Source organism: Marinobacter denitrificans, from assembly GCF_008795955.1.
GTDB lineage: Bacteria > Pseudomonadota > Gammaproteobacteria > Pseudomonadales > Oleiphilaceae > Marinobacter > Marinobacter denitrificans.
The window spans coordinates 23,134-38,356 of the sequence record NZ_VMHN01000003.1; the positions used below are offsets into that span (position 1 = coordinate 23,134).

The window sequence follows — 15,223 nt, forward strand, 5'->3', positions numbered from 1 at the left end:
CCATGGGTGTCATCGTTTCAGATCGTCGTACGCTGGTGGTAGGGCTCGGTAAAACCGGGCTCTCCTGCGTGCGCTATCTGTGCGAAAAAGGCCGCGAAGTTGCCGTGGCCGACAGCCGCACGGCGCCGCCCGGTCTTGAGGAGCTCTCGGCCGGTTGGCCCGAGCTGCCCGTGTATCTGGGTGATTTTGATCCGGAAGTGTTCGCCGGTTTCAATGAGCTGGTGGTCAGCCCCGGTATCAGTATCGCCGAGCCCGCTATTCGCCATGCGGCAGAACAGGGCGCAACCATCCGTGGTGATATCGACCTTTTCGCCGAGGCAGCTGACGCGCCGATTGTTGCCATTACCGGCTCCAATGGCAAAACCACTGTGACCACGCTGGTGGGGGAAATGGCCCGTGCAGCCGGTCGCCAAGTTGAGGTGGGTGGTAACATCGGCACCCCTGCGTTGGATCTTCTTGGTCGCGGGGCCGATCTTTACGTGCTGGAGTTATCCAGTTTCCAGTTGGAGACCACACGTGAACTCAACGCTCTGGCAGCGACAGTTCTCAATGTCAGTGATGACCACATGGATCGCTACCCGACAAAAATGGCCTATTTCCAGGCCAAGCAGCGGATTTTTAACGGCTGCAAGAATGCTGTGGTGAACCTCGACGATGCCTTGAGCACGCCGATGGCGCGGGACAGTCTTCGGTTCCTGTGTTTCGGTTTCCACCGGGTCAATCCCGAGACCTTCAGTACCCGGGAGGACGACGAGGGAACCTGGATCACCTTCGGTTTCGATAACCTGTTGCTGGCCAGTGAGCTGCGCTTGATGGGCAGTCACAACATCAGCAATGTGATGGCGGCTCTCGCTCTGGGGCACGCTGCAGGCTTACCGATGGACGTAATGCTGGAGATCGTCCGGAACTTCAGGGGGTTGCCGCACCGATGCGAGTTCATCCGCCGGGTTGGTGAGGTGGATTTCATCAACGATTCGAAGGGCACCAATGTCGGAGCTACTGTCGCAGCGATCGAAAGCCTGTCGCCAGCGAGCGGAAAAGTGGTTCTTATTGCCGGTGGCGAGGGTAAGGGGGCCGACTTTTCGCCACTGGCGGAGCCGGTCGCGACACACTGCAGAGCGGTAGTGCTGATGGGGACCGATGCAGAACGGATCGCGTCTGCCCTTGGTTGCCAGACCGAGATTGTAATGGCAGCCACTATGGAGGATGCCGTTCGCAAGTCCGTTGGACTGGCTGATCCCGGAGACCGGGTCCTGTTGTCGCCGGCCTGCGCCAGTTTCGACATGTTTCGCGATTACAACGATCGCGGAGACAGTTTCCGTAAACAGGTGGAGGGGCTGTGATGCACGCAAATCTGTCTCTCCCGAATCACAAAGGGCTCGTCCGCGACCTGCGCCCGCTGCCACTGCTGGTTATCAGTGCCGCTGCGCTGCTGGTTATGGGGATTGTGATGATCTCATCCGCGTCAATGGATATGGCAGCGGAAACCATGGGCAATAGTTACCACTACGTGATCCGGCAGCTTATCTTTGCCGGCATTGGGTGTGTGTTCGCCCTGATTGCGGTAAACGTGCCGATCTCCTGGTGGGAGCGCAGCGGCTGGCTGCTGCTGGCGATCGGGCTGTTGTCATTGCTGTTGGTGTTGACACCACTGGGCCGCACGGTTAATGGCTCCACACGCTGGATTTCTTTTGGCTTCTTCAATGTGCAGGTGTCCGAGATCGCAAAGTTGTGTCTTATCGCTTACCTGGCGGGATACGTGGTGCGTCGGCGGGAAGAGCTGCTGAATACCTGGTCAGGATTCCTGAAGCCACTCGGTGTTCTTGGCGTTGCCTCCGTTCTGCTGGTTATCGAGCCAGATTTCGGGGCCACAGTGGTGCTTGTCGCTGCCGCTGCAGGCATGATTTTTCTGAGCGGGGTTCGGCTGAGCCGGTTCATGCCACTGATTGGCGTGCTGATAGTGATGGGCGCCGTCCTTGTGTTTACCCAGCCTTACCGTTTGAAACGGGTTGTCAGCTATCTCGATCCCTGGAAAGACCAGTTCGACACCGGCTACCAGCTTACCCAGTCGTTGATTGCCTTTGGTCGCGGTGAATGGGCAGGCACGGGGCTTGGTAATTCGGTGCAGAAGCTGTTCTACCTGCCCGAAGCCCATACTGATTTTATCTTCGCCATCATCGCCGAAGAGTTCGGACTACTGGGTTCACTCATTGTACTGGGCCTCTTCACCATCCTGGTGGTTACCGGATTCGTGATCGCCAGAAGGGCAGAAAAGGCCGGGATGCCGTTCGCGGCGTGCTTCTCCTACGGCATCACACTGCTGATAGGTTTGCAGGCCAGTATCAATATGTCGGTCAGCACCGGGCTGCTGCCTACCAAGGGGCTGACACTGCCTCTGGTGAGCTACGGCGGCTCAAGCCTGATGATTACCGCCGTCTGTATCGGCGTGTTGGCGCGGGTGGAAATGGAACGGCTCGACCGCGAAAGAGTCTCCAGCGAGAAGTCACGTAAACCGGCAACCAGAGGAGGTGCGGCTTATGACTGACAAGCGGCGCTTTCTGATGATGGCCGGGGGTACCGGTGGCCATGTGTTTCCCGCATTGGCAACCGCGAGAAACCTTCAGGAAAAAGGTCACGAAGTGTTCTGGCTAGGCTCCAGAGGGGGAATGGAAGAGCGCTTGATTGGTGAAACTGACATACCTCTGTCATTGATCCGGATTTCAGGATTGCGAGGCAAGGGCGGGTTGGCCCTGCTGCTGGCTCCCTTCCGGTTGATGAGGGCATTGGGACAGGCTTTTATGGTGGTCCGCGGCATCCGCCCCCACTGTGTCATTGGCATGGGTGGGTTTGTCACAGGCCCCGGTGGTGTCGCTGCCTGGCTGACAAAAGCGCCGTTGGTGATTCATGAACAGAATGCCATTGCGGGCATGACGAACAGGATCCTGGTGCGTTTCGCCACCACGGTGCTGGAAGCATTTCCAGGCAGTTTCGGTGCGGGCGTGATAACTCGCTGCACCGGCAATCCGGTAAGGCAGGACCTGGCTGCATTGCAGGAGCCGGAAACGCGGATGTCGGGCCGCGCGGGAGCGCTCAGGTTGCTGGTGGTGGGCGGAAGCCTTGGCGCCCAGGTTTTCAACCGCACTTTGCCAGAAACCCTGGCGAAGATGCCCGAGGCCAAGCGCCCGACGGTGCGTCACCAGTGCGGCGAGAAGAATGCAGACGAAGCCCGGGATGCCTACCAGGAACACGGAGTGCAGGCGTCCGTGGAGCCCTTTATCAAAGACATGGCTGAGGCCTATGGCTGGGCAGATATTGTACTTTGCCGGGCCGGGGCTCTGACGGTGTCTGAGCTGTGCGTCGCCGGTATCGGTGCAGTTCTGGTGCCGTTTCCCCATGCCGTGGATGACCATCAGACCAAGAACGCGCAGCAAATGGTTAACACCAAAGCTGCAATCCTGATTCCGCAACCAAAGCTGTCGGCGGATCTGTTGGCGGAAACCCTGACGGATCTGGCAAAGGACCGCAGCCGGATTATTGATATGGCGAAGGCAGCAAAAAGGCTGGCCCGCCCTGATGCAACGGAGAGAGTCGTGAATTACTGTCTGGAGGCCGCCAATGGCTGAGCCCACTAATCCCCCGCTGGTCTATCAGGTGCCTGAAATGCGCCGTATCCGCAATATCCACTTTGTGGGGATAGGCGGTGCCGGCATGAGCGGTATTGCCGAAGTGTTGAAGAACCAGGGCTACGAAGTCTCCGGTTCGGATATTCGTGAAGGTGCGGTTACCGACCGATTGACATCGATGGGTATCGAAGTGTTCATCGGCCATCGTGAACAGAACAGTGCGGCGGCGGATGTCGTGGTGGTGTCGTCGGCGGTGAGCAGTGACAACCCGGAAGTGAGTGCGGCTCGCAGCCGCCGGGTGCCCATCGTGCCGCGCGCGGAAATGCTGGCGGAAATCATGCGTTATCGCCACGGTATTGCTGTAGCCGGTACCCATGGCAAAACCACCACTACCAGCCTGATTGCATCAATACTGGGCGAAGCCGGCCTTGATCCCACGTTCGTGATTGGCGGCAAGCTCAACAGTGCCGGCACCAATGCCCAACTGGGCGGGTCCCGATACCTCGTCGCCGAAGCCGACGAGAGTGATGCCTCGTTCTTGCATCTGACGCCGGTTATCTCTGTGGTCACCAACATCGAAGCGGACCATATGGACACCTATGGCGGTGATGTGGGACGGCTGAAGCAGACCTTTGTGGACTTTCTCCACAATCTGCCATTTTACGGCGTTGCCGTAATGTGTGTGGATGACGACTATGTGCAGGAGATTATTCCCAGGATTTCCCGCGCCATTATCACCTACGGCATCGACAACCCGGAGGCGGATTATCGCGCTGAAAACATTCAGTCGGACGGACTCAGAACCCGTTTTGTTGTTCGTCGTCCGGGAGGGCGCAGTGATCTCTATGTGGAACTGAAAATGCCGGGTCGCCATAACGTCCTGAATGCTCTGGCGTCCATTGCCGTGGCTACGGATGAAGGCGTGGAAGATGCTGCGATATGTCGTGGCCTGGCAGGTTTTGCCGGTGTTGGTCGACGGTTCCAGGTCTATGGTGACTACAAGACCCGCAAGGGCACCATCACGTTGATTGATGACTACGGCCATCACCCAACGGAAGTCGAGGCGGTTATTCGTGCGGCCCATGATGCCTGGCCTGATCGCCGGTTGGTGATGCTTTACCAGCCCCATCGCTACACCCGCACCCGAGATCTTTATGAAGATTTCGTGCGGGTGCTGTCGGAAGTGGATGGATTGCTGCTGATGGAGGTTTATTCCGCGGGCGAGCCTTCCATTAACGGTGCCGACGGCCGTGCACTGTGCCGCAGTATTCGCCAGCGTGGCAGCGTCGAGCCGGTCTTCGTGGAAGACAACAACGAGATTGAAGCCCTGCTTGCCAATAATCTGCAGGACGGCGACCTGCTGATTACTCAGGGGGCGGGGGATATTGGTGGTGTCGCGGCCCGTCTGGCGGCGGCAGGAGTGATTGCAGATGAGTGAATTGAACCGGGTGGACACCCAGGGTTATCAGGCCGATCCCGAATTGCTGAAAGCATTCGGGCGTGTTGCGGTCTTTATGGGGGGAGATTCCGCCGAGCGCGAGGTCTCTCTGAAAAGCGGCCAGGCAGTGCTGTCTGCGCTGCTGTCTGCTGGCGTTGACGCTTACCCCGTGGATGTTCGTGGCTGCCTGCTTAAAACAGTGGAAGACCCGCAGTTTGACCGTGTATTCATTGCGCTACACGGCCGCGGTGGGGAAGACGGCACCATTCAGGCGATCCTGTCCCAGGCAGGGATTCCCTATACCGGCAGTGAGCTGTTGGCCTCGGCACTGGCCATGGACAAGTTGCGAACCAAGTATGTTTTCGAGGGCTGCGGGTTGCCAACGCCGAAGTTCCGCGCAATGGGATCGGTGGACGAAGCCGACAGTATTCTGCAGGCTCTGACTCTGCCGCTCAGTGTCAAGCCTTCCAGGGAAGGCTCCAGTATCGGTATCCGCAAGGTGGCCAGCCGCCAGGAACTGGTTGACGCCTATGAGCAGGCTGCGGTACTGGATCCGCTGGTACTTGTTGAGGAGTGGGTTGAAGGCCCGGAATTCACGGTAAGCCTGCTGCAAGACCAGCCGCTGCCGGCCATCGGTCTAAGCACCGATCACGTGTTCTATGACTATGACGCCAAGTACCTGGCCGACGATACCCGCTACCAGATTCCCTGTGGCCTTGAGCCGGACAGTGAACTGGAACTTCAGCATCTGGCGCTGGAGGCGTTTCGGGTACTGGGCTGCCGTACCTGGGGGCGGGTGGACATCATGCAGGACAGGAGTGGTGACTTCTGGCTGCTCGAGGTGAATACGGTACCGGGTATGACTGATCACAGCCTGGTGCCGATGGCGGCGAAAGCCGCGGGTATCAGTTTCGAAGAGCTGGTGGTGCGAATCCTTACAGATACGCTGGAGGCTGGCAATGCTTGAACGGCTGCTGATCCGGAGTCGGGCGGTTCCGTCTGATCCACCCAGGCGCAAGGGAGCGACATCCCTGGGGCCTGAGCGGGACCGGTTTGGTTTGCTGAAGGCAGTGCTGGCAGCGGCGCCCTGGGGCCAGGTAATGATGGGGGCGGCCATTGTTTTACTGGCTGCGATGGTGCCCTGGGGGACCAGCCAGGTGCTCACTGCCATGGACCGTCAGGTGATGGCTATTGATGTTACCGGCGCGCTGGTAGGTGAGAACCGTACGTCGCTGGAACGCAGTGCCGGTAAATGGATTGGCCGTAGTTTTTTTGCCACTGACCTTTCCGAGATCAAGGACAGCCTGGAGCAGCGGCCCTGGGTAGAGTCTGCGGCGGTCAAGCGGGTATGGCCGGATCGGCTGCAGGTCGAGGTTCGTGAGAAAAAGCCGCTCGCTTACTGGAACAATGACCGGCTGGTGAGCCGAAATGGCGAGCTTTTCGCGCCGGGTAATCCGGAAGTGGCAGGGAAGCTGCCACGACTTGCCGGCCCGGACGAGCGGGTCAAGGAAGTGATCAGCATGGCAAGGCTTATGGCAGACACGCTTACCGGCCACAACCTCGGATTTGCGGGGTTGAGACTGGAGCAGCGGGGCGCCTGGACGCTGACCATGGCCAATGGCATTGAGGTGGTTCTTGGCAGGGACCAGGTGGAAGAACGCTTTGAACGTTTTATTACGGTTTATCAGGAACGGCTGGCGTCTCGCTCAGACGAGGTCAGCCGGGTGGATGCCCGTTACAGCAATGGGGTAGCGGTTCAGTGGAAGTCGGTAGATACGGCGTCCCGGTCAAAATCATAGCAACGCTAAATTCAGACCTACGGTTTGGTGGAATACATGTCATCGGTTGAAACGGAAAACATGATTGTCGGCCTCGATATCGGAACCTCGAAAGTGGTTGCGATTGTCGGCAAGCGCAAAATGGACGGGACCATTGAGGTGGTGGGTATCGGTTCCAACCCATCCCGCGGGCTAAAGCGTGGTGTGGTGGTGAACATCGAAACCACCGTCCAGGCGATACAGCGGGCTGTAGAAGAAGCAGAACTGATGGCTGGATGCCGGATTCATTCGGTCTATGCCGGAATTGCCGGCAGCCACATCAAGAGCCTGAACTCCCACGGCATTGTCGCCATCCGCGACCGGGAAGTAACCCAGGCGGATATCGACCGGGTTATCGACGCGGCCCAGGCGGTGGCTATCCCGGCAGACCAGAAAATTCTCCACATACTGCCCCAGGAATTCGTCATCGACAGCCAGGAAGGTATCAAGGAACCCATGGGCATGTCCGGGGTGCGCCTTGAGGCGAAAGTGCATTTGGTGACCTGTGCGGTAAACGCCGCGCAGAACATCGAAAAATGCGTGAAGCGCTGCGGCCTGGAAGTGGATGACATCATCCTTGAGCAGCTGGCCTCCAGCCACGCGATCCTCACTGAAGATGAGAAAGAGCTGGGTGTCTGTGTCGTGGATATCGGTGGGGGCACGACGGATATTGCGGTGTTTACCGGGGGCGCCATTCGCCATACCGCGGTGATTCCCATTGCCGGTGACCAGGTCACCAACGACATCGCCATGGCCCTTCGCACGCCCACGCAGAATGCCGAGGAGATCAAGATCAAATACGCCTGTGCCCTGACGCAGCTGGCCGGCGCGGACGAAACCATCAAGGTGCCCAGTGTGGGCGACCGGGCGCCGCGGGATCTTTCCCGCCAGGCCCTGGCCGAGGTGGTGGAGCCACGCTACGAAGAGCTGTTTACCCTGGTGCAGTCAGAACTTCGCCGTTCCGGATTTGAAGACCTGATCCCGGCCGGCATCGTGATTACCGGCGGTTCCTCCACCATGGAAGGTGTGGTGGAACTGGCCGAGGAGATCTTCCACATGCCGGTAAGGCTGGCCTGTCCGCAGGCGGTCTCCGGCATGACGGAGGTGGTCAACAACCCGATCTACGCCACTGGCGTTGGGTTGCTGATCCATGGCTTCCGCCAGATGGATCTGGGGCGGACGCCTGCGCTTAAGGGTGAAGACGCACCCACGCTGTTTGAGCGCATGAAAGCCTGGTTTACCGGTCATTTCTGACGGTAGCCGGGAGAAGACGTACACGAAGGTATCTCGAAAATCATAATCTCGAAAAATCAGTCTGGAAAAGGCTGATAAACAGCACGAAGGAGTAGGGGAATGTTTGAACTCGTCGATAATGTCCAGCAAAACGCTGTCATTAAAGTAGTGGGTGTTGGCGGTGGTGGCGGCAATGCCGTGCGCCACATGCTCAACAGTGATATTGAAGGTGTGGAGTTCATCTGCGCCAATACCGATGCCCAGGCCCTGACGGACCTGGATGCACGTCAGGTCATCCAGCTTGGTGGCAACATCACCAAGGGCCTGGGTGCAGGAGCAAATCCGGAAGTGGGGCGCCAATCGGCTCTGGAAGACCGTGACCGCATTGCCGAGGCACTGAAAGGCGCCGACATGGTGTTCATTACCGCCGGTATGGGCGGCGGAACCGGCACCGGTGCTGCCCCCGTGGTGGCGGAAGTGGCCCGCGAACTGGGCATCCTGACCGTGGCCGTGGTGACCAAGCCGTTCATGTTCGAGGGCGGCAAGCGCATGAGCGTTGCTGATGCCGGCCTGAAGGAACTGGAAGAAACTGTTGATTCCCTGATCACCATCCCCAACGAAAAATTGCTGGCGGTGATGGGTAAGAAAACCAGCCTGCTGGACGCTTTTGCGTCAGCCAACGACGTGCTGCTGGGAGCAGTTCAGGGTATTGCAGACCTGATTACCCGTAACGGAATGATCAACGTCGACTTTGCCGACGTAAAGACTGTCATGTCGGAAATGGGCAATGCAATGATGGGTACCGCGCGTGCCACCGGCGAGAACCGGGCCCGCGAAGCCGCCGAAGCCGCAGTACGCAGCCCGTTGCTGGAAGATATCAATCTCCAGGGCGCGAAGGGTATTCTGGTCAACATCACCGCCGGTATGGACCTCAACCTGGGCGAGTTTTCCGAGGTTGGCGATATTGTTCGTGAATTCGCATCCGATTCTGCCACTGTTGTGGTGGGTACAGTGATCGATCCGGATATGACCGACGAACTCAAGGTAACGGTGGTGGCAACCGGCCTGGGTGGTGATCGTGAAAAGCCCACCAAGGTAGTGGATAACACCCGCAGCCTTGATGGCACAACCGATTACAATCAGCTTGATCGTCCGGCCGTGTTGCGTCGCAGGGCAGTGGCCCATGGCAACGTGGCGATTGATCACAGCAAAGACCGCGAAGAGCAGGGGGTCGACTATCTCGATATTCCCGCATTCCTTCGCCGTCAGGCTGACTGATAATCTGTTGCAAAAGCGTTCAGAAGTGGAACCATTTTCGCTGAATGACGTGTGCTGTCTATCAGTCTGGCCGCGGGCCAGGAAGCCAGTCGAGTAGTTACAAAGAGCTACAATAGGTACGATTGGTTAAATGGTATTCAGTTTTACTTTCTGGTATTCTCCGGGCAGATTTTTGCCCTGACAATATCGCATTTATGTGACGGAAATATGTACCGATGATCAGACAACGGACACTCAAAAACACCATCCGCGCCACCGGCGTCGGACTTCACTCAGGTGAAAAGGTTTACCTGACCCTGAAGCCGGCCCCAGCGGACTCGGGCATCGTATTCCGCCGTACCGATCTTGACCCTGTGGTCGAAATTCGGGCCTGTGCGGAAAACGTGGGTGAGACCATGCTTTCCACGACACTGCTGAAAGACGGTGTCCGGGTTGCAACAGTAGAGCATTTGTTGTCAGCCATGGCTGGTCTCGGGATTGATAACTGCTTCGTCGAACTCAGCGCGGCAGAAGTGCCCATTATGGACGGCTCGGCCGGACCTTTTGTGTTTCTTCTGCAGTCTGCCGGCATTGCCGAGCAGGACGCAGCCAAGCGATTTATCCGCATCAAGCGTGAAGTAACGGTTGAAGAAGGTGACAAAAAAGCGACCCTGCTGCCATTTGAAGGCTTCAAGGTCAGCTTTGGCATCGACTTTGATCACCCCGTATTCAAGGGGCGCGCCCAGACCGCGACCGTTGACTTTTCCAGCACGTCGTTCGTGAAGGAAGTCAGTCGCGCACGGACTTTCGGGTTCATGCGTGACATCGAGAAGCTGCGGGCGATGAACCTGGCACTTGGCGGAAGTGTGGATAACGCGATCGTCGTTGATGATTACAAGATCCTCAACGAAGACGGGCTGCGTTACGACGATGAATTCGTCAAGCACAAGCTGCTGGATGCCATTGGTGACCTCTACCAGTTGGGCAATAGCCTGATTGGCGAGTTCCGTGGTATCAAATCCGGCCACGATCTGAATAACAAGCTGTTGCGCAAGCTCAGGGCAGAAGAGGACGCGTGGGAAGTGGTGACCTTTGACGATGAGGCCGCTGCCCCCATTTCCTATATGAAACCTGTGCTGGCGGCGGGCTAAGGCAGGACGCCTTAATCCCGGACGTGGCTTGCGAGTTTTTCGAGAACCTCGCGTAATTGTTTGTCCTTCGTGTGCCCGGCTTCCTCTTTGAGGAGCCGGGCATTTTCGCTACTCAGGGGTGTCATTTTCACTTTTGGCCGCTCACTGAATCGTGGCGGCGCTACTTTCACCTTCAGTTTCCAGACAAAGCGGAAAAGCTCCTGCTTGCGCAACTCTTCCATTATTTCGTGCTGGCGAAAACGGATCTGGCTGGCGGTGGTGGCTGCCGCCGCCGACAACACCAGTTCACCCTCCTTGCAGCTGACAAACCGGGTACCTTTGGCAAGACTCTCCGGCAGTGCAGCGACAACCAACTGTTCAGCCCTGGCGTGATGCTGAGCCTTGGCCATCAGCTCCCGCAGGGTTGAAGCCCTGGAGAAACTGTCCGGAGTCAATTCGAGGTCGGTTTTCTTTTTCATGGCAATCAGTAGTTCTCGACGACAACGGTAACGATTGGTTACACTTCGGCACGGTTAATAGGCAGAGCCTGTATTACACTCGTTTTACATTGCTTGGCGCGTGTATGTCCACGGGTGACTGCCATTTTAATAATTGTAGTCGTTGCAGTGGATGGCAAGGGCGTTGTCAAGCGTGGTCTATGCTGCCCAGGATTGAGTATCCGGAGAGGAACTCCGCAATCTGGCAAAGGATGCCACGGCAGGCCCAGTCAGAACACTCAGGATGCAACACTACAGGATCGGGTTGCGTCCCCATGAAACCAGAAAACGATATGAACATTATCCTCGTTGGCAAACGCCATGGGAAGTCCCGTGCGGTTTCTGTAAACGCTCCGGTTGCAGTCGGTCTGGTCTTTACCGTAACTCTGCTGCTCGCACTGGCAGGCTGGTCTGGTTATCAGGTCGCCCTGCAACAGGTCGAGGCGGTTAAACCTGCAGAGTCGGAACTGGTGGCCGAGTGGCGGTCTAAACTGAGTGAGCAGAAAGTCGAGCTCGCGCAAATCGAGCAGAATGTCCAGCAGCAGGTGGATGCACTGACACTTCGGCTGGGTGAGATGCAGGGGCGTCTGCTTCGCCTGGATGCGCTCGGTCAGCGTTTTGTGGAATCCGGCCTTGTGGCCAGCGACGAATTCGATTTTGATCAGCCGGCTGCGGTAGGTGGTCCCGAAGACAGTCTGGACGGAGATTCCTATACCGCTCCCGAGCTCACCGGCATGATTGATCAGTTGGCAAAGCGTATTGAAGATCGCGAACAGCAACTGCGTATGCTGGACATGGTCACTTCCCGCCAGAAGCTTGAAAAAGAACTTTATGTGCAAGGCCGCCCGATCACCTGGGGCTGGTTGTCGTCCAAGTATGGCTATCGTTCAGACCCCTTCACCGGAAAACGTACGTGGCACGCCGGTGTTGATCTGGCGGGCAAGGAAGGCAGTGATATCATCTCCGTTGCCGGAGGTGTGGTCACCTATGCTGATGAGCGCTACGGTTATGGCAATCTTGTGGAAGTGGATCACGGGGATGGTCTGCTGACCCGTTACGCCCATGCCAAGACGATCAAGGTCAAGGTCGGGGACGTGGTGCAGAAAGGCCAGGTGTTGGCACTGATGGGCAGCACCGGCCGTTCTACAGGCCCCCATGTGCATTTTGAAGTAATTCGTAACGGCAAGTCCGAGAACCCGGAAACCTATATCAAAAGGGCCAGCCGCTAAGCGGTCTGTCTGGCCTCCCAAGCGGAGCCAGACTCCTTCCTGTTGCCCCGGCCTGGCACTCTTTATTCAATCTTTTCAGCGTTGTGACAGGCTTCTGTGAGGCCTGACTTTTGTACTGCTGCGAAATAAGGTTAGAATGCCGGCTTCCTCCGTTTAATCAAAGAAGCAGTGGTCTATGTTCACAAAGCTTGCAACCAAGATGTTCGGCAGTAAGAACGCCAGAGAAATCAAGCGAATGCGCAAAACTGTCTCGCGCATTAATGAACTTGAAGAGCAGTATGGCAATTTGTCGGACACCGAGTTGCAGGGAAAGACTGCCGAATTCCGTCGCCGTTATGAAGAGGGCGAAAGCCTTGACGCTTTGCTTCCGGAGGCCTTTGCTACCGCGAGGGAAGCCAGCCGGCGGGTGATGGGCATGCGTCACTACGACGTACAGATGGTCGGCGGTATCACACTGCACGAAGGCCGGATTTCAGAGATGAAAACCGGTGAGGGTAAAACCCTTGTGGCCACGCTGGCGGTTTACCTCAATGCCCTGACCGGAAAAGGCGTTCATCTGGTTACGGTAAACGATTATCTGGCCCGCCGCGACGCCGAATGGATGGGCAAGCTGTACCGTTTTCTTGGCCTTCAGGTGGGCGTCGTTGTGGCCGGTCAGCCCCAGGAAGAGAAGCGGGCCGCGTATCAGGCTGACATTACCTACGGTACCAACAACGAGTTCGGTTTCGATTACCTGCGGGACAACATGGCGTTCAGCACTGAAGACAAGGTGCAGCGCGGATTGCACTTCGCCATTGTGGATGAGGTGGACTCCATCCTGATTGACGAGGCCCGTACTCCGCTGATTATCTCCGGCGCCGCCGAAGACAGTTCCAAACTCTACCAGGCCATCAACGAACTGGTGCCAAGACTTGAGCAGGGCGAAGTCAGCGAGGAAGAGGCCGAGCCCAGCGGTGACTTCACCATCGATGAGAAATCCCGTCAGGTCGAACTGACCGAGAGTGGCCATGAGCGAGTGGAAGAGCTGTTGCTGGAGAGGGGCCTGCTGAAAGAAGGCGAGAGCCTTTATTCCGCAGCCAACCTCAGCCTGTTGCACCATATTCACTCCGCCCTCAGAGCACACCACCTGTTCCAGAAAGACGTGGACTATATCGTTCAGGGTGACCAGGTTGTCATCGTAGATGAGCATACCGGCCGCACCATGCCGGGCCGCCGCTGGAGTGAAGGCCTGCACCAGGCGATTGAGGCCAAAGAAGGTGTTCGTATCCAGGCGGAAAGCCAGACCCTGGCGTCCACCACTTTCCAGAACTATTTCCGTCTTTACGAAAAGCTCGCGGGCATGACCGGTACGGCCGATACGGAAGCCTTCGAGTTCCGCCAGATTTACGGTCTGGACGTTGTGGTTATTCCTCCCAACAAACCGATTCAGCGGATCGACTATAACGACCTGATCTATCTGACCCAGGAAGAAAAATTCCACGCTATCATTGACGAGATCAAAGACGTAACGACAGAAGGGCGGCCCATTCTGGTAGGCACGGCCTCTATCGAAGCGTCCGAGCTTTTGTCCATGCTTCTCAAGAAAGCGCGGATTGATCATAAGATCCTGAACGCCAAGCAACACGAAAGCGAAGCCCAGATCATTGCCCAGGCCGGTCGCCCGGGGGCGGTTACTATTGCCACCAACATGGCGGGCCGTGGTACCGACATCGTGCTGGGCGGTAACTGGGAATTCGAGGTTGCGGGTCTGGACAACCCCTCTGAAGAGGAAGTTGCCCGGATCAAAGCGGAGTGGACTGAGCGGCACAACCAGGTACTGGAGGCCGGTGGTCTGCACATCATTGGTACTGAACGCCACGAATCCCGTCGTATCGACAACCAGCTCCGTGGCCGTGCCGGTCGTCAGGGCGATCCCGGCTCATCACGCTTCTTCCTGTCCCTGGAAGACAACCTCATGCGGATCTTTGCTCCTGACCGGGTGAAGAGTCTGATGCAGGCCATGGGCATGAAAAAGGGTGAAGCCATTGAACACCGTATGGTCACCAACGCGATCGAGAAGTCCCAGCGCAAGGTGGAAGGCCGCAACTTTGATATGCGGAAAACCCTGCTGGAATACGATGACGTTGCCAATGACCAGCGTACGGTGATCTACGACCAGCGTAATGAAGTGATGTCCTCGGAAGATATTTCTGACATGGTCAGGACTATCCGCGAGGATGTGGTGGATTCGTTGATCAGCGAGTTCATCCCGCCACAGAGTATGCCCGAGCAGTGGGATGTGCCTGGCCTTGAAAGCCAGTTGCAGTCGGAGCTGGCCATTAGCCTGCCCGTTCAAAAGTGGCTGGATGAAGACAGCAAGCTGTTCGAGGAAAATCTAAGGCAGCGGATTCTGGACGAAGTTGTCGCAGCCTACGAGGCCAAGGAAGAGATTGCCGGTTCCGAGCCCATGCGCAAGTTCGAGAAGCAGGTCTTCCTGCAGGTGCTCGATACCCTGTGGAAAGAACACCTGTCGAATATGGATCATCTTCGCCGTGGTATTCATCTGCGCGGTTATGCCCAGAAGAACCCGAAGCAGGAATACAAGCGTGAGGCCTTCAACCTGTTTGAAAGCATGCTGGAGACCATGAAGCGCGATGTGGTGCGGGTTCTTTCCCACGTTCGCGTTCAGAGTCGCGAAGAGATGGAAGAGGTGGAGCGTCGCCGCAAGGAAGAGCTGGAGCGTGAACTTGCCCAGGCTCGTCTGCGCCATGACGAAACCAGCGTCACTGGCCAGAAGCAGGACGACAACGCCGGTGCTTCCGGCGCGCAACCCCAGGGTACGCCCGAAACCTTTGTGCGACAGGAAAAGAAAGTTGGTCGCAACGAGCCTTGCCCCTGCGGGTCCGGCAAGAAGTATAAGCAGTGTTGCGGAAAGGTCAGCTGAAGCCCGGTACTGACCAGTAGAATAACGACCCGCACCCTGACCCAGTCAGGCTGCGGGTTTTTCGTTTGGTAGCTGT

12 protein-coding genes are annotated in these 15,223 nt (G+C 57.3%); 11 read left to right on the forward strand and 1 reads right to left on the reverse strand.

Features of this window, described 5'->3' with window-relative positions; genetic code table 11:
* Nucleotides 1–2: 2 nt before the first annotated feature.
* From murD to lpxC, 9 genes are all read left to right on the forward strand, one after another.
* Nucleotides 3–1,343, forward strand: a complete 1,341-nt coding sequence (murD, locus tag FO268_RS12220; RefSeq protein WP_150993410.1) for a UDP-N-acetylmuramoyl-L-alanine--D-glutamate ligase — start codon at nt 3–5, stop codon at nt 1,341–1,343.
* The gene (gene ftsW / locus FO268_RS12225) at nt 1,343–2,545 is read left to right on the forward strand and encodes a putative lipid II flippase FtsW (protein ID WP_150993412.1); all 1,203 of its coding nucleotides are present in this window, start codon (nt 1,343–1,345) and stop codon (nt 2,543–2,545) included. The genes murD and ftsW overlap by 1 nt, the downstream gene beginning before the upstream one ends.
* Nucleotides 2,538–3,623, forward strand: coding sequence for an undecaprenyldiphospho-muramoylpentapeptide beta-N-acetylglucosaminyltransferase (gene murG / locus FO268_RS12230; RefSeq protein ID WP_150993414.1), 1,086 nt, complete (start codon nt 2,538–2,540; stop codon nt 3,621–3,623). The genes ftsW and murG overlap by 8 nt, the downstream gene beginning before the upstream one ends.
* Nucleotides 3,616–5,061 (forward strand): UDP-N-acetylmuramate--L-alanine ligase, encoded by a 1,446-nt coding sequence (gene murC / locus FO268_RS12235; RefSeq protein ID WP_150993416.1) that lies wholly within the window; start codon nt 3,616–3,618, stop codon nt 5,059–5,061. The genes murG and murC overlap by 8 nt, the downstream gene beginning before the upstream one ends.
* Complete coding sequence (locus FO268_RS12240; RefSeq protein WP_150993417.1) at nt 5,054–6,028, forward strand: D-alanine--D-alanine ligase; 975 nt, start codon at nt 5,054–5,056, stop codon at nt 6,026–6,028. Before murC ends, FO268_RS12240 begins: the two co-directional genes overlap by 8 nt.
* Complete coding sequence (locus FO268_RS12245; protein WP_150993419.1) at nt 6,021–6,860, forward strand: cell division protein FtsQ/DivIB; 840 nt, start codon at nt 6,021–6,023, stop codon at nt 6,858–6,860. The genes FO268_RS12240 and FO268_RS12245 overlap by 8 nt, the downstream gene beginning before the upstream one ends.
* A gap of 36 nt (nt 6,861–6,896) precedes the next feature.
* Complete coding sequence (ftsA, locus tag FO268_RS12250; RefSeq protein WP_150993421.1) at nt 6,897–8,132, forward strand: cell division protein FtsA; 1,236 nt, start codon at nt 6,897–6,899, stop codon at nt 8,130–8,132.
* A 99-nt stretch (nt 8,133–8,231) separates the two neighbouring features.
* Nucleotides 8,232–9,389 carry a cell division protein FtsZ gene (ftsZ, locus tag FO268_RS12255; protein ID WP_150993424.1) on the forward strand — a complete coding sequence of 386 codons (1,158 nt, stop codon included), beginning with the start codon at nt 8,232–8,234 and terminating at the stop codon, nt 9,387–9,389.
* A 215-nt stretch (nt 9,390–9,604) separates the two neighbouring features.
* On the forward strand, nt 9,605–10,519 hold the full coding sequence (gene lpxC / locus FO268_RS12260) for a UDP-3-O-acyl-N-acetylglucosamine deacetylase (protein ID WP_150993425.1): 915 nt from the start codon (nt 9,605–9,607) through the stop codon (nt 10,517–10,519).
* An 11-nt stretch (nt 10,520–10,530) separates the two neighbouring features.
* On the opposite strand, the gene FO268_RS12265 is transcribed toward lpxC, so the two are convergent.
* A complete protein-coding gene (locus FO268_RS12265; protein WP_150993427.1) occupies nt 10,531–10,977 on the reverse strand; it encodes a DciA family protein in 447 nt (148 codons plus the stop codon).
* A gap of 293 nt (nt 10,978–11,270) precedes the next feature.
* Here FO268_RS12265 and FO268_RS12270 point away from each other — a divergent pair, with 293 nt between their 5' ends.
* Both FO268_RS12270 and secA read left to right on the forward strand, forming a co-directional pair.
* On the forward strand, nt 11,271–12,224 hold the full coding sequence (locus tag FO268_RS12270) for a M23 family metallopeptidase (RefSeq protein WP_150993429.1): 954 nt from the start codon (nt 11,271–11,273) through the stop codon (nt 12,222–12,224).
* Between the two features lie 175 nt (nt 12,225–12,399).
* The gene (gene secA, locus FO268_RS12275) at nt 12,400–15,147 is read left to right on the forward strand and encodes a preprotein translocase subunit SecA (RefSeq protein ID WP_150993431.1); all 2,748 of its coding nucleotides are present in this window, start codon (nt 12,400–12,402) and stop codon (nt 15,145–15,147) included.
* Nucleotides 15,148–15,223 lie beyond the last annotated feature (76 nt).

Bases quoted from the DNA above. Each gene is read 5' to 3' on its own strand.
- murD (WP_150993410.1), top strand. From the start codon at position 3: ATGGGTGTCATCGTTTCAGATCGTCGTACGCTGGTGGTAGGGCTCGGT.
- ftsW (WP_150993412.1), top strand. From the start codon at position 1,343: ATGCACGCAAATCTGTCTCTCCCGAATCACAAAGGGCTCGTCCGCGAC.
- murG (WP_150993414.1), top strand. From the start codon at position 2,538: ATGACTGACAAGCGGCGCTTTCTGATGATGGCCGGGGGTACCGGTGGC.
- murC (WP_150993416.1), top strand. From the start codon at position 3,616: ATGGCTGAGCCCACTAATCCCCCGCTGGTCTATCAGGTGCCTGAAATG.
- FO268_RS12240 (WP_150993417.1), top strand. From the start codon at position 5,054: ATGAGTGAATTGAACCGGGTGGACACCCAGGGTTATCAGGCCGATCCC.
- FO268_RS12245 (WP_150993419.1), top strand. From the start codon at position 6,021: ATGCTTGAACGGCTGCTGATCCGGAGTCGGGCGGTTCCGTCTGATCCA.
- ftsA (WP_150993421.1), top strand. From the start codon at position 6,897: ATGTCATCGGTTGAAACGGAAAACATGATTGTCGGCCTCGATATCGGA.
- ftsZ (WP_150993424.1), top strand. From the start codon at position 8,232: ATGTTTGAACTCGTCGATAATGTCCAGCAAAACGCTGTCATTAAAGTA.
- lpxC (WP_150993425.1), top strand. From the start codon at position 9,605: ATGATCAGACAACGGACACTCAAAAACACCATCCGCGCCACCGGCGTC.
- FO268_RS12265 (WP_150993427.1), bottom strand. From the start codon at position 10,977: ATGAAAAAGAAAACCGACCTCGAATTGACTCCGGACAGTTTCTCCAGG.
- FO268_RS12270 (WP_150993429.1), top strand. From the start codon at position 11,271: ATGAAACCAGAAAACGATATGAACATTATCCTCGTTGGCAAACGCCAT.
- secA (WP_150993431.1), top strand. From the start codon at position 12,400: ATGTTCACAAAGCTTGCAACCAAGATGTTCGGCAGTAAGAACGCCAGA.